Raw genomic sequence first — 19,793 nt, forward strand, 5'->3', positions numbered from 1 at the left:
CCATGACCCGGAAGTCGAAACTGCCGATGTTCGGGAGACGCACGAGACGCCGCGATCCCGGGAAACGCGCGCTGAACGCCGCCGGCGGCCAGTTAGCCGGCGTTTTATCCGGTCGGAGGTGCCCCTCGGGGCACCTCCGGGGGCGGGCTGACGGCCGCCAGGTTCACCGCGCTGGTCACCGTGGGCGCGGTGGCGGCGCTGACCGCCTGCTCGGCGTCCACCACCGGTGACGGCAGGCCCACCGGGGAGACCGAGGCCTCCGCCGGCGGCCTCCGCCCGCAGACGGCCCCGCCGACCGCGACCGGCCCGCTCTCGGCCGCGACGCAGGCCTGGTGGGCGTACACCCGGCAGCCGACCTTCGAGTCGGTCCGCACCACGGTGCCGGTGCCGGTGCCGGTGCCGGTGCCGGTGCCGGACGGCACCCTCCTCGGCTGCTCGCTCGTGCGGCCGGCGAAGGACGGCACCGCCGCCCCCGGGCGCTTCCCCGGCCTGGTGATCGAGTTCACCCCGTACGCGGTGATCCGCTCGACGTTCGAGAGCGAGGCCGCCTACTTCGCCACCCGTGGCTACAACGGTCTGGTGTGCAACGTCCGGGGCACCGGGCCGTCCGGGGGCACCTGGCAGAACGCCATGTCGGCGCAGGACGGCCGGGACGCCCGTGACCTCGTCGAATGGCTGGCGACCCAGCCGTTCTCGAACGGGCGCATCGGCATGTTCGGGGAGAGCTACGGCGGTCAGACCACCTACGGCGCCGCCGTCGAGCAGGCGCCGCACCTGCTGGCCGCCGCGCCCCTGCAGTCCCCGGCCAACCTCTATGACGACGTCATCTACCCGGGCGGCATCAAGGCGACCGAGCGCGGGAAGATCGACAACTGGCCGCCCACCGGGCAGTTGCCCAGCCAGGACCGCATCAACGCCGACGCCGAGTTCGCCACCAACCGCCAGCATCCGACCTTCGATTCCTACTGGCAGGAACGCGCGCTGCCCGACCGGGTCGACGCGATCAAGGTTCCCGTTCTCGCTCTCGGCGGGTACCAGGACGGCTACTTCCGCGCCGGCACGCTCGCCAACATCGAGGGCGCCCTCGACCGGACGTGGGCGGTCTACGGCCCCTGGCCGCACCTGTCACCCATCGCGTTTCCGGACTGCCCTGGCCTGTGTAATCCGAAAGGGCTCGCGCCGGGCCTGCTGCTCGCCTGGTTCGACCGCTGGGTGATGGATCTGCCGGACACCCCCGTGCCGGACCACCCGACGTTCGTGAGTTACGAGGGCCCCGAAGGCACCGGCGCCGGCTGGCGTGAGGTCTCGAACTACGACCCGGCCGCCCGCGGCCGCACCGGGACACTGCTCCTCGGCAAGGACGGCGTCCTCACCGAGGCGGGCGCCAACTTCTACGTGGAGCTGCTCGACGTAGCCCCGGACGGCGCGTCCACGGTGGTGAACGATGGTTTCCTGCGGGCCAGCCACCGCGAGTCGCACACGTCACCGACGCCGGTGACCGCCGGGGAGCCCACCGCCTTCGAGATCGGCATCCGGCCGGTCCACCACCGCTTCGCCGCCGGCCACCGCATCGGTGTCCGGGTCTCCGGCGGCGCCGCCGACGTCCTCACTCCCAACGCGAGCCCGGTCGACGTGACCGTCAGCACCGGCCCTGGAACCTCCACCCTGGTCATCCCTACCGTGCCCGAGTAGGACGGTCTCCGCGGCGGTGGCCGGCACCGCCGCGGGTGGGCGCATGGTGGGGGCGGCGTCGGCGTCCCGAACGCGCAGCGCGGCGAGGAGCCCGAGGGCGGCCAGTGCCGCGGCGACGGCGAACGCCCACCGGAAGGAGCCGGTGTCGCCGACGACCGACCCGCCGCCGGGCCCCGTGGCGGCGGGCCCCGTGGCGGCGGGTCGCGCCAGGCTGAGCGCGGTGGAGACCAGCGCGACCCCGATCGCGGAGGCGAGCTGGCGCTGCGCGTTGAACAGCGCGGAGGCCTGGGCCGTCTGCTGCGTGGAGATGGTGGCGAAGGCCGCGGTCTGGGCCGGCATCATCACGAAGCCGATACCGAAGCCGACCCCGAACAGCAGCGCGCGCAGCGGCCAGAGGGATCCGGCCGAGTCGAGAAAGCCGAGGGCGAGCATCGAGGCGGCCGCGAAGACCAGGCCGCCGGCCATCAGCCGGCGCGGCCCGATCCTCGGGTAGAGGCGCCCGGCGATCTGGGTGGCGGTCAGCACACCCAGGGCCTCAGGGAAGACGACGAGCCCGGACGTCGTCGCGCTGACGCCCCGCACCGTCTGCATGAACAGCGGGACGAGGAACAGCACGCCCATGAACGCCATGAACGCGATCGACAGGGTCAGGCTGACGGTGCGGAACAGGTCGTTGCCGAGTAGCCGCAGGGCCAGCAGCGGCTGGGTGCGGCGCAGCTCCCACCACACGGTGGCCCCGGTCGCCAGGAGCCCGACCCCGGCGGCCGTGAGGGTCCCGGCCGACAGCCAGCCGTGGTTCGGCCCGACGGACAGCGCGTAGAGGACGAGGGCGAAGCCACTCGCCGAGAGCACGAAGCCCAGCGCGTCGAAGCGGCCGGCACCCGGCACCCGGGAGCCGGCCAGGAACGCCAGGCCGAAGCCGAACGCGGCGATCCCGATCGGCACGTTGACCAGGAACACCCAGTGCCAGGACGCCTGGTCGGTCAGCACCCCGCCGAGGATCGGGCCGACGGCCGGCGCGACGACGGTGGGCACGATGAGAATCCGGGCCGCCCGGGCCCGCTCCGCCGGTGGGTAGACCCGGTAGAGCATCGCCATGCCAACCGGGGTGAGCAGGCCACCGCCGACGCCCTGCAGCACCCGGAAGACCACCAGCGCGGTGAGGCTGCCGGCGAGCCCGCACAGGGCGGAGGCCGCCGTGAACACGCCCAGCGCGGCGAGAAACACCGGCCGGCTGCCGAACCTGTCCGCGAGCCAGCCCGACGCCGGGATGGAGACGGCCAGGCTGACCAGGTAGGCGATCACGACCTCGTCGATCGACCCGGAGCTCACGCCCAGGTCGGCCGCGATGGAGGGGAGCGCCACGTTGACGATCGTGGTGTCCATGATCGTGATGAACATCGTCGCGACGAACAGCGTGGCGACGACGGCGCGTTGGCTCGGGCGGCGGTTGAGGGGGACGTCCATGCCGACTCCTTCCGTCCCGCCGCGGCCGAGGTGGGACAGGGCTCCGGCGTCGGACGTTCACGGGCCGGCATCGTCCGACCCTCATAGTGAGGCAACCTCACTATGAGGGCGTACGGGAGAGTCGTCAACCGAGGCGGCGGGTGGGGCCGCTCACCACCACCCGCCGCCTGAGGGCTCAGTTCCCCTGGCCGTTGGCGCAGAGTCGCTCGCGCACCACCTGGAACGCGTCACCGGCCGGATTGACCTGGACGAACGCGGCGCACTGGAGCGGGGTGGTCGCGTTGGTGCGCAGGTCGGTCGGCTCGATGAGCCCGCCGGCGTCGTAGTCGGTCACTTTCCGCAGCGCGCTGATGAAGCCCTCGCGGGTCGGGCAGTCGCCGGCCAGCTCAAGTCCGCGCAGGAACATGTCCGCATAGATGTATCCGTACACAGCGAACTTCTCTTCGGGCTGGACGGCCTGCGGCGCGAAACGGGTCATCGCGTCGCGGTAGCGGTCGATGGCCGGCCCGCCCGCCTCGAAGGGGCGGAAATAGACCGGGAAGGAGACCCCGCTGAGCGACGACCCCAGCGAGGTCAGCACGCCGCGGTCGTACCCGCTGGTCGAGACGCTCGCGGCGAGGCGCAGGTTCGCCTGGCGGGTGGCCCGCACGATGGCGGCCAGGTCGTCCACGGTGGTGAAGCCCATGAGCACGTCCGCGCCGCTGCCGGCGATCTGCTGGGCCACCCGCGCCGGGCTGTCGACGCTGGCCGCGAAGGGAATCAGCGCGGCCACCTGCAGGCCGACGGCCTCGAACGCGCTGCGGTACCGCCCGGCGACCTCCTGCGTGAACGCTGACGCCCCGGTGCTCACCATGGCGACCTTCGTCCCGCCGTTGGCCTGGAAGTAGCGGCCGATCGTCTCCGGCGCCGCCTCGTACAGGTGCGCGAAGACATTCGGGTACTTGGCGTAGGAGGGCTGGACGAGACCGACGTATGGAACTCCCTCCTTCTCGAGGTTGTCGAGGGAGTCACCGACAGCGGAGGTCACTCCCACCAGGCCGAAGGTGGAACTGCTGAGATCCTGGGTCACCCGCACGTTCGTGGACGAGGAGGCCGCGTCGTCCCGCCAGTCGTAGGTGACGCGGCGGCCGTTGACCCCTCCCGTCTCGTTGGCCAGCCCGATCCTGGCGTCAACTCCCAGACGGGCCGACGAGAGCGCCTCGCTGCCCGTGCCCGTGTCGGAGAAGACGAAGCCGAACTTGACCTGGTCGGCCGTGACTCCGGGACTGTCGCAGGGGCCGTTCGCCCCGGCTCCTGCTCCCGATGCCGAGCACCCTGTCAGGGCACCCACGACGATCGCGGCTACCAGGGATAACGGTCCGACCACTCCAGTCTTACGCATACAGGGCCCCCTATGAGCGCGTGGACGAACGCACGCGGCGATGTCGTGTGCCGCGGCAGGCCTTCCTTCACTGGGCCGCCCACGGCACCCAACCCTCGCGCATAAGCATTTCATTAGCGAAGTTTGAGGATCGTATCCGCTACCCCCAGGACGCCAAATATGGACCCTGACCTGCGCAGACATCGTCACGCAAAGCACAGTTCGCAGCCCTGGGCCGGCGTCGGCGCGATGTGCGCACAAGATGATTCCGGCCGTGTCGAATCATCCCCAATCCGCCCGAAACGGTCGGAAACAATCACGATCACAAGGCGTCGATCTTGCGCCTGGTAACGGGACGACTACCGGCCACCTGACACCGCGGTCCGTCCGGCCTGCCTCGGGTCTCGTGACGTGACTCGGGCCGACGACCGCGGTTCAGGGGATCTGTCAGCGGCCGGAGCCCGCCGTCGCGGCCTGCTCCCAGATCTGGCGGGACACCGCCTGCGGATCGGCCGCGAGGCGGGACGGCACGTCCCAGATGCGGGTGATCGCCTTGCCCGCCCGGTAGACCGGCCATCCGGGGTCGCCGGTCGCGGCGAACGAGATCCAGGCCGAGCGCATCTGCTCCGACAGGTCGACAACCCCGGCCGGGACGGGATTGCCGAGCAGCATCGACGACATCGTCCCGACGAAGTTGCCGAACGTGAGTGGGGTGTCGATGCCGTGGCAGGCGCCGAGCGCGCCCGCGAAGGCGGGGCTCTGCCAGGCGAACTCGTAGCAGTAGGCGCGGCCGGGATGGTTGCCGACGCACCACAGCGAGGGCATCCGGAAGGCGCCGTCGGAGAGGATCATCGCGTTCAGGTCGGCATCGGACAGATCCGGGTGGGCCGCCCGGTAGGCACCGGCCGCCGAGGGCGGCAGGCCGACCGTCACCGCGGTCGCCGCCAGATCGGCGTCCGCCACGCCCGCCGCGATGGCGAACAGCCGGTACTCGTCACGGGTGGAGCCGGCCACGAGATCGACCTCGCCGCGCAGCCGCCGCCACGGCAGACCGGGGACGAGCTCCCCACCCAGGATCGGCCCGTACGGCGTGATCTGGCCTTCCTCATGCTGAACTGCGTGGATGGCCTCGGGGCGCACGGCTGCCAGGTCGCTGGCGGTGGCGCGCACCCCGAGGGCCGCGGCGATGCGCTCGGAGGTCGCCCGGGCGCGCTCCGGGGTGAGGAAGCCACCGGCGACGCTCTGGGCGATCGCGCGGTTGAACAGCCCCCGCCCCTCGTCCGCCGCCACCAGCACGGCCACCGAGGTACCGCCCGCAGACTGGCCCATGATCGTCACATTGCCAGGGTCGCCGCCGAACTGCGCGATGTTGTCCCGCACCCAGTGCAGCGCGGCCAGCTGGTCGAGCAGGCCGCGGTTGAGCGGCGCGTCGGGCAGCCAGCCGAACCCCTCGAAGCCGACCCGGTAGTTCACGGTCACCACGACCGCTCCCCCGCGGGCGAGCGTCGCGCCGTCGTACTCCGGCTGGCTGGCGGAGCCGATCAGGAACGCGCCGCCGTAGAACCACACCAGCACCGGAAGACCACGGCCGGTGGGATCGGGCGTCCACACGTTCACGCTCAGGCAGTCGGTGCCGTCGCCGGGATGCCACAGCGACTCCGACCCTCCCATCCACGAGGTCTGCGGCGGGCTGGGGCTGAACCTGGTGGCGTCCAGGGTGCCCGTCCACCGCTCGGGTAAGCGGGGGGCGGCGAAGCGGGCGGGGCCGTCCAGCGGGGCGGCGTAGGGGATCCCGCTGAATACCGCGATGCCATCGAGATAGTCGCCCCGGACGTGACCGGCCGCCAGGCGCCTTACAAGGTTCATGTGAAGCCCCCCAGGACGTAGCAGGTGCGCCCGGGAGACGGCTGTTCCACCCGGGACATCGGAAGTCTCGCGCGTGACCTGCACCTTTGCGCTTATTGCCCTGGTGTCAACGCAATCGGCCAGCACCAAATATGGGCAAACAGCACGAAAAGCTCAGCCGACGGCGGGGATGACGACCTCTCTGCCCGAGGTGTGACCAAGAACCCACCGGCCGTACACGGACATCACGTCGATGTGCGTGATACACATAGTTGTACTGTACAGCTAATCTTGGGGTGCACATGGACGCCAGCGAAGTCTCGAACGGAGCGAGCCCGGACTCCGGCCCGGGCTCCGGAGCCGGGACGGACGCTCCGTCACGAGCCAGCGCCATCGTCGCCGTCCTGGCCGCGGTCGGCGTCCTGGTCTCGCTCATGCAGACGCTGATGGTGCCGCTGATCCCGGTACTGCCGAAGCTCCTGCACTCCAACGCGAGCGACGCGTCCTGGGCCATCACGGCGACCCTGCTCACCGGGGCCGTCGCGAACCCGGTCTTCGGCCGGCTCGGCGACCTGTTCGGCAAGCGGCGGATGCTCCTGCTCTCCGGCTACATCCTCGTGGCGGGCTCGCTGGTCTGTGCCCTGACCGACTCCCTGGTGCCGATCGTGGCAGGCCGGGCCCTGCAGGGCCTCGGCCTGGCGATCATCCCGCTGGGCATCAGCATCATGCGTGACCTTCTCCCGCCGAAGCGGCTGATCCCGGCCATGGCCCTGATGAGCTCGTCGCTCGGCATCGGCGGCGCGCTGGGACTGCCGATCGCGGCGATCGTCGCGCAGAACCTCGACTGGCATGTGCTGTTCTGGGGTTCGGCCATCGCCACCCTGATCCTCGTGGCGCTGGTCACGGTCGTGGTCCCCGAGTCCCCCGTCCGGGGTTCCGGCAGCTTCGACCTGCCCGGAGCAGTGGCCCTCTCCGCGGGCCTCGTCGCGCTGCTGCTCGCCGTGTCGAAGGGAAGCACCTGGGGCTGGTCCAGCGCCACCACCCTGGGGCTGTTCGGAGCCGCGGTCGCCGTCCTGCTGGCCTGGGGCCGGTGGGAGACCCGCGCGAAGGCCCCGCTGGTCGACCTGCGCACCTCGACCCGGCGCCCGGTGCTCCTGACGAACCTGTCCTCCACCGTGCTGGGCTTCGCGATGTACGCGATGTCGCTGATCTGCCCGCAGATCATGCAGCTACCCAGGGCCACCGGGCACGGCCTCGGCCAGTCACTGCTCGCCACCGGCCTGTGGATGGCGCCGGCGGGGCTGATGATGATGGTCGTCTCGCCCTTCGCTGGACGCCTGATCACCGCCCGCGGGCCGAAGGTCGCCCTCCTCTCCGGCACAGCTGTGATGACCGTCGGATACGTCGCCGCGCTCGGGCTGATGGGCAGCCCCGTGGGCGTCCTGGTCATCGCCTGTTCGATCAGCGGCGGCGTGGGGCTCGCCTACGCGGCGATGCCAACCCTGATCATGGCCTCGGTGCCCGCTTCCGAAGGCGCCGCCGCCAACGGCCTCAACACCCTGATGCGCTCCATCGGGACGTCGACGGCCAGTGCCGTGATCGGCGTCGTGCTGGCGAACATGACCATCTCCTTCGGGACGACGCAGGTCCCGTCACTGACCGGCCTGCGCGTCGGCTTCCTGATCGGCGCCGGCGCCGCACTGGTGGCCTTCCTGGTAGCCCTCGCCATCCCGGCCCGCAAGTCGGCCGCACCCGCCTCCGTCGTTCCCGACCAGCGCAGCCCGCACGACCGGTCGACCGGGGCCGCTGGGGCCGCCGCCGGTTCCGTGGCGGAGGGCGCCGCAGCGACGGACGCGGTCGAGGCAAGGGCCTGAGCGACTGACTGCCCCGGCCCATACCCGGCGGAGCCCCGCGCGGACGGGGCCCCACTGCCCGGAGACGTGTGGCCGCTAACCCGCCGTGGGAAGCTCCACGGGCTCCGGCCTGGGCCGCCAACGTTGACCAGAAGGCCGAACCTTTCCCTGGCTGCACCAGTCTCGCCAGCTCCACACCCAGTGGGAACGCCGGGTCGACATCCACCAGGCGTTTCTCGGCCTCACCTGCTCGATTTCCTCGGTTCTGGTACCGCTGCTGCGCCAAAACCGTTCCCACTCGGATCGCCCACTGGCCGTCCGCGAAATCGGTACCGGTGACTCTTGACAACCATCCTGCGCCAGACAATCGCCAGGACATCTGGGGTGACCCGGTCACCGCCCTGCCTCGGCCTGACCCGCCTCGCTTATCATCATCAATCGGGTACATCGGGCAGATGTTTGAGGGGTGGCCGTGCCAGGAGATGCACCGCTTCCCTCCCAGCTAAGCCTGCGAGGTGACGGCAGATCCGGCCGATCCCGGCGCGGGCGCGTTCTCGGTGGGCGGTTTGGTGCCGCACTTGCGGCCGGGCTCTCCGTCACCGTGCTGCTGTTCAGTGTGGGTGGCTGGTCGCTGTACGCCTATGCCAACGGCAACGTCACGCATATTGACCTTGATCTGGGCGGCGATCGTCCGCCCGCGGAGCACGACGTCGCGAACTATCTACTCGTCGGCACGGACAGCCGCGCGGGCACCGGCGACGAGTACGGCGGCTCCTCGCTCGTCGCCGGCCAGCGCTCTGACACCACGATGCTGATCCATGTGGCCGAGGACGGGGCCACCACCATGGTTTCGTTCCCGCGCGACACCCTCGTCGTCATTCCCGAGTACACCGACACGGCCGGAAAGGTCCACAAGAAGCACCGGGGCAAGTTCAACTCGGCGATCACCGACGGCGGCCCGTCGCTGCTGGTGAAGATGATCGAGAGCCTGACCGGGATGCGGGTCGACCACTACGTGTCGGTCGACCTCGCGGGCTTCAAACAGATCACCGACGCGATCGGCGGCGTCGACGTCTGCGTGCTGCCCTCGGACTTCAAGGACCGCTTCCAGGACGACAACAAGCGGTGGCGGGTGAGCACCAACACCAACGACACGATGAGCGGCTGGTCCGGCGGCCCGGGTACCCTGCACGTCAACGGCGAGCAGGCACTCGCGTTCGTCCGGCAGCGGCACGGCTTCATGCAGGGCGACATCGCCCGGATCAACCGCCAGCAGCAGTTCCTCGGCGCCGTGCTCCGCAAGGCCACCAGCGGCGACGTCCTGACAAACCCACTCAAGTCGTCGGCGCTGCTCCGGGCCGCGACCGACGCGGTCACCCTCGGTAACACCACACTCGACGAGCTCATGGCCCTCGGACTGTCGATGAAGGGCATGGCGGCCGGCACGATGCACGTCGAGACACTGCTGACCCGCGCGCCCGGCCTCGCCGACGGCGGAAACCCGAACGACGGAACGCTGCCCGGCTTCGGCGCGGTGCAGCTCTACGACCCGGTCGACCTCGCGAAGATCGTCGTTCCGCTGGGCGGCCAGGTCGACGGCGTCACGCCTGAGGACCTGACCGCCTCGGCCACGCCCGGTCCGGTGACCGTCCCGCCCGCGCAGATCGCTGTCGCCGTCTACAACGGCTCCGGCACGTCCGGCCTGGCGGCGAAGGTGACCACGGCGCTGGTGCGGGAGGGGTTCCAGGCGACCAGCGCCGGCAACGCCGACCCCCGCGCGGCGTCACAGGTGCTCTACGGCTCTGGTCAGCAGCAGGCCGCGTGGACGGTGCAGGCGGCGGTACCCGGCTCGATCGCCCGCGCAGACTCGACCATCACCGGGATCCACCTCATCCTCGGCAGCGGGTACACCGGCGTCGTCGCCCCGGCGATGGCGGATGCCACACCCGCCGCCGGCACGACGCCCGCAGCCCCGGCGGCCGTCGCACCGCAGGGCCCGCCGCCACCGCCCTGCACTCTGTGAAAACCACCCGATCCGAGGAGACCAGACCCCGTCGGTCCGGGAGACGTCTGGCCGGCGCCACCAACATCGCCGGACGAGTGGTGAGGTGCGTTCCGCTGACCAGGACATCCAAGGGTGCTTATGCTCTGAGCTGAATATTGATTAACGACTATGTATGGCGGTGGCTGCATGGACGCGGAGTCTGGCCCGGGCAGGGCATGGGCACGCTTCGGTGGCGGGCGCTGTCTCGCCCCGGAACTCGGGCGGTGCACCCTGGTGTTCGGACGGCTCACCCCGGCCCTTATACGGGCGGCGTCATGACTCGGCGGCCGCTTGCGGGACTGCAGGTCGTGGAGTGTGCGAGCTTCGTCGCCGGGCCCACCGGCGGGATGACGCTCGCGCAGCTCGGGGCCGACGTGATCCGGGTCGACCCGATCGGCGGCGGCAGCGACTACCAGCGCTGGCCGGTGGCACCCACCGGCGAGAGCTACTACTGGACGTCCCTCAACAAGGGGAAGCGGTCCGTCGCGGTCGACCTGCGTTCCGGCGCAGGCAAGGAGCTGGTCACAGCTTTGATCACCGCGCCGGGGCCGGATCGCGGTGTCCTCGTCGACAACGTCGTCGGGCGGCGCTGGATGTCCTACGACGCCCTGACCGCCCGCCGGCCGGACCTGATCCACATTCGCGTCCAGGGATATCCGGACGGGCGGCCCGCCGTCGACTACACGGTCAACGCCGAGGTCGGCCTGCCGGGTATCACCGGGCGGGAGGAGGGCGGCGCTCCGGTCAACCACGTGCTGCCGGCCTGGGATTTCATCACCGGGCTGACCGTGTCGACGGCGGTTCTCGCCGCGTTGCGCGACCGCGACCGCACCGGGGCCGGCGCGTTCGTCGAGCTGGCGCTGGCAGACGTCGCGCTCAGCGGTGTGGCGAATCTCGGCTGGCTGTCGGAGGCCGCGGCCCGCGGGACCGAGCGGCCCAGGCACGGCAACCACGTCTACGGCAGTTTCGGCGTCGATTTCACCTGCAGCGACGGCAACCGGGTGATGGTGGTGGCGCTCACCGAGGGCCAGTGGGCGGCGCTGTGCTCGGTGACCAAGACCGGCGAGGTGTTCGCCGCCCTCGAGACGGCACTGGACGCCGACCTGGCCCACGAGGCCGACCGGTACCGGCTGCGCGAGACCATCGCCGCGGTGCTGCGTCCTTGGTTCGCCGCCCGCGACTACCAGCAGGTCAGCAACGAGCTCGACGCCGCCCGCGTGCTGTGGGGCCGGTACCGGGGCATGTCCGACGTCGTCGCAGCGCACGCCGCGGACCCGATTCCGCTGCTCGCGGAGGTCCAGTTGCCGGCTCACGGGCCGTCCTCGGGAACCGTCACGGCGATCACGGCGCGCTCGCCGATGCGCTGGGACGGCGAGTACGGCGCGCCCGGTGAGGCACCGCGCCTCGGCCAGGACACCGCGCCCGTCCTGGGCGAGATACTCGGCCTGACGGATGCCGAGATCGGCCGGCTGATCGACACCGGCGTGATCGCGAGTGAGACGACGGGACGGACAGGATGACGATCGGATCGGTCGCCGAGGGGCCGTACTTCGACGAGCTGGCCGTCGGGCAGCGGTTCCGCTCCGCGCCGGGGGTCACGCTGACCGCCGGCCTCGCGGACGTCCACCGCTCGATCGTCGGCGGCCGGCTCGCCCTGGCCCTCGACACCGCGCTGTGCGCCGAGGTGACCGGCGCCGCGGCGCTCGCCCCGCCGAACGTCGTCTGGGACGTCGCCATCGGGCAGTCCACGGTGGTCACCCATCACGTGAAGGCCAACCTGTTCTACCGCGGGCTGGTCTTCCGCCGGGCGCCCGAGATCGGGGACACGCTGCGGACGTCCACCGAGGTCGTCGCGCTGCGGCAGAACAACGTCCGGGCCGGGCGCCGGCCGACCGGGCTGGCGGTGCTGCGCATCACCACCGTCGACCAGCGGGACCGGCCCGTCCTGGACTTCTGGCGGTGCGCGATGCTCCCGCTGCGCGACCCCGACCGGGCCACCGGGCACCGGGACGACATCGAGGCCATCGGGACCGTCGAGACGGCCGGGACGGCGGAGCTCGGGGCCGTCGTCGAGGGCTGGGACCTCGAGCGCTTCGCGGCCGCGACCGAGGGCGCGGGCTTCGCCGATCTCAAGGTCGGGCAGAGCTGGCGGGTCGGCGGCGGCGACGTCGTGTCCAGCGCGCCCGAGCTGGCCCGGCTCACCCTGAACATCGCCCAGGTGCACCACGACACCCGGGCCGGCGGCGGGCGGCGGCTGGTCTACGGCGGCCACACCATCGGCCTCGCGTTCGCGCAGGTCACGCGGGCGCTGCCACGGCTGGTCACCGTCGCGGGCTGGCACGGGTGCGACCATGTCGGCCCGGTGTACGAGGGCGACACCCTGCGCAGCGACATCACGGTGGAGGACCTCACACCGCTCGCCACGGGTGGAGGCCTCGTCAGCCTGCGTTCGCGGGTACGCGCCGACGGCGGACCCGGCGACGGCGAGCCCGGCCAGGAACCCGACCGGGACGTCCTCGACTGGCGCTTCGTCGCGGTCCTGCCCTGATCGACGCGTCGGTGCGGTCATGAGGGCCCGCCGGGCGCAGCGGCGGCTGTCTCGACCGAGCAGACATTCAGAGCGATCGCGCAGTAGGTGCCACGGGTGAGCCTCCAGCCGTCCGCCGTGTGGACGACCAGGCGGCCGTGGAGTACAAGCGGGGTCCGTCCCGCCGCCCGGCAACCCGCAGCGAGACGGTCGGGGCGGTGAAGCTCAGCGTGAACGTCGCGACGGCGTGCTCCGGGTCCGGCAGCGCCACGTCGTGCACGGTACCCGCAGGGTGCTCGCCAGCCCGGGAAAGCGCGCGGGGTAGCGCAGCCTGCCTTCGGCGAGGGCTGATCCGCCCTCGATCGCCGCGAGTGCGCGGTCCGCGGGCCCGTCCGTGGCGAACGCCCGCATGACGGTCTCGCGGACGGCCCGCTCGGTGTTCGGGTCGAGCGTCGGCCGGGCTCCCACTTCCAGCCCTTCCGCGACGCGGCGCAGTTCGTCCTCCGTCACCGGAGTGCCCGCGGCGATCTCAAGGAGCACGCCGTCCCGCTCGGCCCAGACGAGGGCGAGCTCCTGCTTGGGGTCCATCCGGGTGAACAAGGTCCTCGCGCCGCAGTGATCCTGCGGTAACCGCAAGCCGGCCCGCCGGGACGGAACAGCGTCGTTCCGTCCCGGCGGGCGAACCGGGGGCGGTCAGCCCCCGTCGCGAAGCGACTGCTACCAAGCCGCGGGCCAGTGCTCCGGTTTTCAGGGCGGAGAGGATGTCAATCCGGGATGGCGCGCAGGTACTGCGCCATCGACAGCGGCGTGATGCTGAGGACTCCGGAGTCCACCGGCATGGTGATGCCGGTGATCCAGCGTGCCTCGTCGGAGGCGAGGAAGGCCGCGGCCCAGCCGACGTCCCAGCCGGTGCCCGGGGTGCCGAGCAGGCCGGCCTCGTTGCGCAGCTTCGTGCGGAAGTCGGCCCGCGGGTCCTGCCCCGACACGGAGTTCACCATCGGGGTGGTGATGTGCCCGGGGGCGATCGCGTTGACCCGGATGCCCTGCCGGCCGTGCGAGTAGGCCATGTCGACGGTCATGGCAAGCATCGCGCCCTTGGCCGCCGAGTAGGCGATCGTGCCGTCGCCGCGCAGCGCGGAGATCGACGAGATGTTGACGATCGAGCCGGAGCCCTGCGCGGCCATCACCGGCACGGCGTACTTCGACGCCAGGAAGACCGTGCGCAGGTTGACGTCGAGGGCGCGGTCCCAGGCCTCCTCCGAGAGGTCCACGACGGTGCCCAGCGAGGCCAGCCCGATGTTGTTGACGAGGATGTCGACCGTGCCGAAGTTCTCGACGGCCGCCGCGACCATCGCCTCGCACTGGGCCGCCTGGGTGACGTCGGCGGCGAACACCTTCGCCTTGCCGCCCTCCTCCTCAATCATCTTTAAGGTCAGCTCGGCGCGTTCGGGGTACAGGTCGACGAGCAGGACGCTCGCGCCCTCCCGGGCGAGCACCACTGCGCTGGCCTTGCCGGTGCCTATCCCGTCGCCCGGCGTGGAGCCGGCTCCGGTGACGATGGCGACCTTTCCCTCGACCCGTCCAGAACTTCGTGCCATCCGACGTCTCCTCTCTCAGCCATGCCAGCGCGTCAGAAGGGCCGCGCCCGCCTCGTATCCGCCGACGTTGGTCACCGCGGCGACCTCCGCGCCGACCACCTGCCGGGCCCCGGCCTCGCCGCGGAGCTGACGGATCGCCTCGGCGGTGTGGCCGAAGGAGGCGTGCAGACGCCCGCCGGAGAGCTGCCCGCCCCAGGTGTTGAGCGGCAGGTCGCCGCCGAGCGCGATCCGCTTGCCGCCCTCGACGAAGGCGCCCGCCTCGCCGGCGCCGCAGAATCCCATCGCCTCGAGCCACCAGACGGCCTCGATGGTGAAGCCGTCGTAGAGCTGGGCGACGTCGACGTCGGCGGGCCGCAGACCGGTCCGGTTCCACAGGGCCGCCGCGGTGGCGTGGCCGACCCGGCCCATGTCCTCCCACTGCTCCCACGAGGGACGTCCGTCCACGACCCCGGCCATCGCCTCGATGGCGACCGGTGCCCGCAGGTCGGGGGCCGTCTCCGCCGCCGAGACGACGATCGCGGTGGCCCCGTCGACGGGAACGTCGCAGTCGTACAGGCAGATCGGCGTGGAGATCATGCGTGACGCCAGGTAGTCGTCGACGGTCAGCGGGTCGCGGTAGACGGCGTCCGGGTTGAGGGCGGCGTGCGCGCGCTGGGTCACCGGGATCCAGGCGAGCTGCTCGCGGGTGACGCCGTACTCGTGCATGTACCGGGTGGCGTAGGGGGCCACCTGGCACACCGGGGAGAGCGCGCCGATCGGCAGCAGCCAGGCCAGCGGCCCCTCGGCCGCCGGGTGGATCGACCCGTAGGCGGGGCGGCCGCCGGCGTTGCGCGCGGCGCTGCCCTCCTTCACCGTCCGCCAGATGACGACGTGGCGGGCCTGGCCGGTCGCGATCGCCTGCGCCGGGCCGTAGAAGGGCAGGCTCATGCCCTCGACCTGGCCCTGCCGCCAGGTGGTGGTGAGGCGCAGGGCGTCCTGGATCTCGTACAGGTTGCCGTTGGCGTAGCCGGGCAGGTTGGCCTTGCCGCCGCCGGGGAACATGGCCAGGCCGTCGATGTCGTCGACCTGCAGGCCGGCGTCCTCGATCGCGGCGTAAACGGCGTCGAGGGTCAGCTGGAACCCGGAGCGGTCGATGCGCCGCCCGACGGCCGACTGGCCGACGCCGGAGAGCACGACCCGCTTCTCGAAGTGCTCGGTGCCCGTCACGCGGTCGCCCCGGCACCGCTCTCGGAGGCGCGGTCGACGGCGACGAAGCTCGGGACGGCGAAGTCGCCGGGCCCCGGCTCGAAGCCGACCTCGACCGCCATCCCGATCTCCACGGCCTCCGGGGGGCAGCCGCGCAGCCGGCCGGCCACCCGCACGCCCGGATGGCCCGGGAACTCGACGAGGACGATCGCGTAGGGCACCTCGAGACCGGGCATCCAGCGCTGGTGGTTGACCGTGAAGCTGTACACCCGGCCGCGCTCGGTGATCTCCACGAACTCGACCGGACGGCTCCGGCACACCCGGCAGGCCCCGTACGGCGGGAAGGAGTCGGACCCGCAGGCCGGGCAGTGTTCGACGAGCAACCGGCCTTCGCGAGCCGCCGTCCAGAACGGCTCGGTCTCCTCGGTCACGGCCGGGGGTATACCCACGATCGCGGTCAAGCCTCTCCCCCTTGCTTCCCTACTCAGCTTCCCTTCACGGCGAAGAGGAGTGTACGCTCACTCCGCTATTCTGCCACGCAAGCCCGGACACGCGCGCGGACAGCCGCCGAGTCTGCTCCCCGACCCGGACGGCCTCGTCGCGCCGTCCGGCCGGTCGTCCGTTAAGGAGCCCTGGTTGCCAGGCAATCGCATCGTCTTCGGAGCAGCGGCCCTCCCCGAGCCGGACCGGGCGTGGCTCGCCGCCGCAGAGCGCCTCCCGATCGAGTCCGTCTGGCAGGGCGGCCACATCCTCCCCCGGACGGGCACCGGAGAGGTGATCACCCGGCTGGCGCTGATGACCGCGTGGACGGAGCGCGTCCGCGTCGGCACCTCGATCCTGCTCGCCCCGCTCTACCCCCCGGTGATCATCGCCAAGCAGCTCGCCGACCTGGACGTCCACAGCGGCGGCCGGATCTCGGTCGGGGTTGGCGTCGGCGGCGAGTTCCCCCAGGAGTTCGACGCCGTCGGCGTGCCCGTCGCCGAGCGCGGGGCGCGCACCGACGAGACCCTGGACATCCTCCGGGCGCTGTGGTCCGGCGAGCCGGTGACCCACCACGGGAAGTTCTTCCACCTCGACGAGGCGAAGCTCGTCCCGGTCGAGCTGCGCGGCGCGGACCGGCCGGGCGGGCGCCCCGGCGGCCCGCCGCTGCTGATCTCCGGCCGCAAGGGGCCCGCCATGCGCCGCGCCGCCCGCGTCGGCGACGGCTGGATGCCCTACCTGATGTCACCGGACGCCTACGCCCGCACGGTCGGCACCGTCCGCGAGCACGCCGCCACGGCCGGCCGCGACCTGGAGAAGTCCGGCTTCGAGTGGATGATGTACGTCTACTGCTCGATCCGCCCCGACGGCGACCGCGCCCGCGACGACGTCGCGTCGTTCCTCGGCGGCGCCTACGGGAACAAGCCCGGCGGCATGCTCGAGCGGGTCGCCCCGGCCGGCACACCCGAGGAGGTCACCGCCCGCTTCCAGCAGTACGTGGACGCGGGGGTGCGCCACTTCATCATCTCCCCGGCGGCGCACGAGGACACCCTCGAGGTGATCACTCTCGCGGCCAGGGAGGTACTGCCCCGCCTCACGCTGCCGGCGGACGGGCTGCCGGCGGACGAGGTCGCACCGTGAGCACCGCCCCCGCCGGACGTCCCTGCGAGGGCCTGTCGGTCGTCGAGGTCGCGGTCGGCACCAGCGACCTCGGCCTGGGCCTGGCGGGCGGCGTGCCCGGCATGATCTTCGCCGACCTGGGCGCGCGGGTCGTCCGGGCGGTCGGGACGTCGGCGCCGGCGATCGACGAGCACGTGGCCTGGGGCGAGGTCTGGCACCGCGACAAGCAGCTCGTCGTCACCGACGACGCGGCCGAGGTGCGCGCGCTGCTCCGGGGCGCGGACGTCGCGTTCGTCTACGGACCCGAGGCGCTCGTCGAGCGGCGCGGCCTGGGCCACCTCGACCTCCAGGCGGCCAACCCGGGCCTGGTGTACGCCCGCTGCCGGCCCAGCCGGACGTCCAAGGGCCTCGGGGAGGACTTCGGGCTGCTGGTGGAGGCGCGGGCCGGGTTCTGCACCCAGCTCGCCGGGCACCGGCCGGGCCCGATCTTCGTCGACGCGCAGGCGTCCGGCAGCGGCACGGCCTTCCTGCTCACGGCGTCCGCGCTCGCACTGCTGCGCCGCCGGGTCGGGACGGGCACCGGCGGCTGGGCCGAGACGTCGCTCTACGACGGGCTGCTCTCCACCCTCGGGTGCATGATCGGGCGCTCCGAGCGCGCCGCGACGGAGATCGAGTCCTACTGGGAGAAGGGATCGACCTTCCCGAACTTCCTGTACCGCTGCGCCGACGGCGAGCTGCTGCAGGTCTGGTTCGGTGGGAAGGGGATGTACTCCCGTCTCATCGACGTTCTCGGCGACACCCCCAGCGACGAGGGCTACTACGCCGACCAGATGACCGGGGCGCTCAACGAGCGTGCCCGCCGCTGGCGCTCGCCGTTCGCGCTGCGGCCGCGCGAGGACTGGCTGAACCGGCTGCGCGAGGCGGGCATCGCCTGCGAGCCGGTGCTGCGCCCCGGCGACGCGCTGGCCGACCCGCACCTGGCCGAGGTCGGCCTGGCGGTGACCCGCTCGGAGTCCGGCCGGCGGGACGTCGTCGTCGGCTCGCCGATCTCCGTCCGCCCCGTCCGACCCGTCCGCCCCGCGCCCGCGAGCGCCGCCGGGACGTCCGGCCGTCTCCTGCGGGGGGTTCGCGTCCTGGACTTCTCGGCGTTCGTGGCCGGTCCGCTGGGCGCCCAGATCCTCGCCGACCTGGGCGCGGAGGTCGTCAAGGTCGAGCCGCCCGAGGGCGAGGCCATGCGGGCCGCCGCCTACGCGGTGGCTGCCTGCCAGCGCGGCAAGCGCAGCCTGGCGATGGACCTGGGCGCCCCCGAAGCCCGGCCTGTCGTGGAACGGCTGATCCGGTGGGCCGACGTCGTCGTGCACAACTTCCGGGTCGGAGTGGCCGAACGGCTCCGGATCGACGCGGAGACCGTCGCCCGGCTCAACCCGCGCGCCGTGTACTGCCACGCCAGCGCCTTCGGCCCGACGGGGCCGCGGGCGAAGTACCCCGGCAACGACGCCCTGATGCAGGCGCTGACCGGCCTGGAACAGGCCGTCGGCGGCACCGGCAACGATCCGGTCGCCCCCACCTGGATTCCGCTGGACGTCAGCGGCGGCTGGGTGGCCGCGACCGGCATACTGGCCGGCCTGTACGCCCGGGAGTCGACCGGGTGCGGGCAGCGGGTGGCGACGAGCCTGCTGGGCGCGGGGATGCTCCTGCAGAGCGGGGTGTTCCAGCGCGACGGCGAGCGCGTCCCGACCCCCTCGCTCGACTCGACCCAGACCGGATACGGCCCGGGCTACCGCATCTACGCCGGCGGCGACGACCGCTGGTTCGCGCTCGTCCTGCCCGACCGCGCCGCGTGGGCCCGCCTGCGCGAGCTGACGGCACCCGCCGCGACGCCCGTCACCGGCGACGCGGCCACCGGCCTGCCGGAGTCCTACGCGCCGCTGCGTGGGGGCTCGGACGACGCGAGCGCCCGCCGGGCCGAGTCCGTCCTGGAGGCCGTGTTCGCCGCCGCGCCGGCGGCCGAGTGGGTGGCCCGTCTGCGCGCGGCCGGCCTGCTCGCCGACCTCATCGAACCGCTCGACCGGGACGGCTTCCGCCGCGCGGTGCTGGACGACCCGGTCAACCGCCAGCTCGGCCGGGTCGCCTCGTACGAGGTCGCCGACTGGGGCTGGTTCGAGCAGATCGGGGCCCTGCCGCGGTACGGCCCGACCGGCGTCGACGCGGACCCGGTCACGCCGATGCTGCCGGGCGTCGGTGAGCACAGCGTCGCCGTGCTCACCGACCTCGGCTTCCCCCCGGCAGAGATCGACGCCCTCCTGGCCGCCAAAGCCGTCCGCCAGACCTGACCCCCTCGCGGACAGACCTGCTGGCGGACAGACCTGACCCTCACGGATCCCGGAAGCACTGCGGAATCCCCTCGGACGCCGGCCGTCCTGGCCTGCGTCCGCATTCATCACCCGCCTTTCGGGGCGGCACCGCCGTAGATCCCGGAGAACTGCCTGGGCGGCGTTCCGGGCGTTACCGGTGAGAACGAGATCGCCCGCCTTCGGGAAGGCGGGCATTCAGCCTGCCACCCGCAAACTCCCCTGCGCCCGACAGGGAAAAAGTGTATGCTCACTTACCATGGCTGAGGCCA

At 72.1% G+C, this 19,793-nt stretch carries 13 protein-coding genes and 1 pseudogene; 7 read left to right on the plus strand and 7 right to left on the minus strand.

The window, feature by feature from the left end:
• Positions 1 to 180 precede the first annotated feature (180 nt).
• On the plus strand, positions 181 to 1,692 hold the full coding sequence (locus tag FRANEAN1_RS40045) for a CocE/NonD family hydrolase (protein WP_020464224.1): 1,512 nt from the start codon (positions 181 to 183) through the stop codon (positions 1,690 to 1,692).
• Between the two features lie 222 nt (positions 1,693 to 1,914).
• Here the strand turns inward: FRANEAN1_RS40045 and FRANEAN1_RS34080 are convergent.
• The 3 genes and pseudogenes from FRANEAN1_RS34080 to FRANEAN1_RS34090 all read right to left on the minus strand — a co-directional run.
• Positions 1,915 to 3,159, minus strand: a pseudogene (locus tag FRANEAN1_RS34080) (DHA2 family efflux MFS transporter permease subunit); the annotation flags it as partial.
• A gap of 175 nt (positions 3,160 to 3,334) precedes the next feature.
• Positions 3,335 to 4,540: an ABC transporter substrate-binding protein gene (locus tag FRANEAN1_RS34085; RefSeq protein WP_020464226.1), complete on the minus strand. Its 1,206-nt coding sequence runs from the start codon at positions 4,538 to 4,540 to the stop codon at positions 3,335 to 3,337.
• A gap of 426 nt (positions 4,541 to 4,966) precedes the next feature.
• Positions 4,967 to 6,385 (minus strand): carboxylesterase family protein, encoded by a 1,419-nt coding sequence (locus FRANEAN1_RS34090; protein WP_020464227.1) that lies wholly within the window; start codon positions 6,383 to 6,385, stop codon positions 4,967 to 4,969.
• 281 nt (positions 6,386 to 6,666) lie between these two features.
• Here FRANEAN1_RS34090 and FRANEAN1_RS34095 point away from each other — a divergent pair, with 281 nt between their 5' ends.
• The 4 genes from FRANEAN1_RS34095 (at position 6,667) to FRANEAN1_RS34110 (ending at position 12,809) form a co-directional block, all read left to right on the plus strand.
• Positions 6,667 to 8,238, plus strand: a complete 1,572-nt coding sequence (locus FRANEAN1_RS34095) for an MFS transporter (protein WP_020464228.1) — start codon at positions 6,667 to 6,669, stop codon at positions 8,236 to 8,238.
• A gap of 451 nt (positions 8,239 to 8,689) precedes the next feature.
• Positions 8,690 to 10,240, plus strand: coding sequence for an LCP family protein (locus FRANEAN1_RS34100; RefSeq protein ID WP_020464229.1), 1,551 nt, complete (start codon positions 8,690 to 8,692; stop codon positions 10,238 to 10,240).
• A 296-nt stretch (positions 10,241 to 10,536) separates the two neighbouring features.
• Entirely contained in the window at positions 10,537 to 11,781 is a 1,245-nt protein-coding gene (locus FRANEAN1_RS34105) for a CoA transferase (protein WP_020464230.1), read from the plus strand.
• Positions 11,778 to 12,809: a MaoC family dehydratase gene (locus FRANEAN1_RS34110; protein ID WP_020464231.1), complete on the plus strand. Its 1,032-nt coding sequence runs from the start codon at positions 11,778 to 11,780 to the stop codon at positions 12,807 to 12,809. The genes FRANEAN1_RS34105 and FRANEAN1_RS34110 overlap by 4 nt, the downstream gene beginning before the upstream one ends.
• A 204-nt stretch (positions 12,810 to 13,013) precedes the next feature.
• On the opposite strand, the gene FRANEAN1_RS34115 is transcribed toward FRANEAN1_RS34110, so the two are convergent.
• The 4 genes from FRANEAN1_RS34115 to FRANEAN1_RS34130 form a co-directional block, all read right to left on the minus strand.
• Positions 13,014 to 13,376 carry a hypothetical protein gene (locus FRANEAN1_RS34115; protein WP_020464232.1) on the minus strand — a complete coding sequence of 121 codons (363 nt, stop codon included), beginning with the start codon at positions 13,374 to 13,376 and terminating at the stop codon, positions 13,014 to 13,016.
• Positions 13,377 to 13,552: 176 nt separating this feature from the next.
• Positions 13,553 to 14,386 (minus strand): SDR family oxidoreductase, encoded by an 834-nt coding sequence (locus tag FRANEAN1_RS34120; protein WP_020464233.1) that lies wholly within the window; start codon positions 14,384 to 14,386, stop codon positions 13,553 to 13,555.
• Between the two features lie 15 nt (positions 14,387 to 14,401).
• Complete coding sequence (locus FRANEAN1_RS34125; protein ID WP_020464234.1) at positions 14,402 to 15,592, minus strand: thiolase family protein; 1,191 nt, start codon at positions 15,590 to 15,592, stop codon at positions 14,402 to 14,404.
• Positions 15,589 to 16,032 (minus strand): OB-fold domain-containing protein, encoded by a 444-nt coding sequence (locus FRANEAN1_RS34130; RefSeq protein ID WP_112109065.1) that lies wholly within the window; start codon positions 16,030 to 16,032, stop codon positions 15,589 to 15,591. Before FRANEAN1_RS34130 ends, FRANEAN1_RS34125 begins: the two co-directional genes overlap by 4 nt.
• Before the next feature lie 175 nt (positions 16,033 to 16,207).
• Here FRANEAN1_RS34130 and FRANEAN1_RS34135 point away from each other — a divergent pair, with 175 nt between their 5' ends.
• Both FRANEAN1_RS34135 and FRANEAN1_RS34140 read left to right on the plus strand, forming a co-directional pair.
• Positions 16,208 to 17,191 carry an LLM class flavin-dependent oxidoreductase gene (locus FRANEAN1_RS34135; RefSeq protein ID WP_020464236.1) on the plus strand — a complete coding sequence of 328 codons (984 nt, stop codon included), beginning with the start codon at positions 16,208 to 16,210 and terminating at the stop codon, positions 17,189 to 17,191.
• On the plus strand, positions 17,188 to 19,503 hold the full coding sequence (locus FRANEAN1_RS34140; RefSeq protein ID WP_020464237.1) for a CoA transferase: 2,316 nt from the start codon (positions 17,188 to 17,190) through the stop codon (positions 19,501 to 19,503). Before FRANEAN1_RS34135 ends, FRANEAN1_RS34140 begins: the two co-directional genes overlap by 4 nt.
• Positions 19,504 to 19,793 lie beyond the last annotated feature (290 nt).

Origin of the sequence: Parafrankia sp. EAN1pec (assembly GCF_000018005.1) — a bacterium.
GTDB lineage: Bacteria > Actinomycetota > Actinomycetes > Frankiales > Frankiaceae > Parafrankia > Parafrankia soli.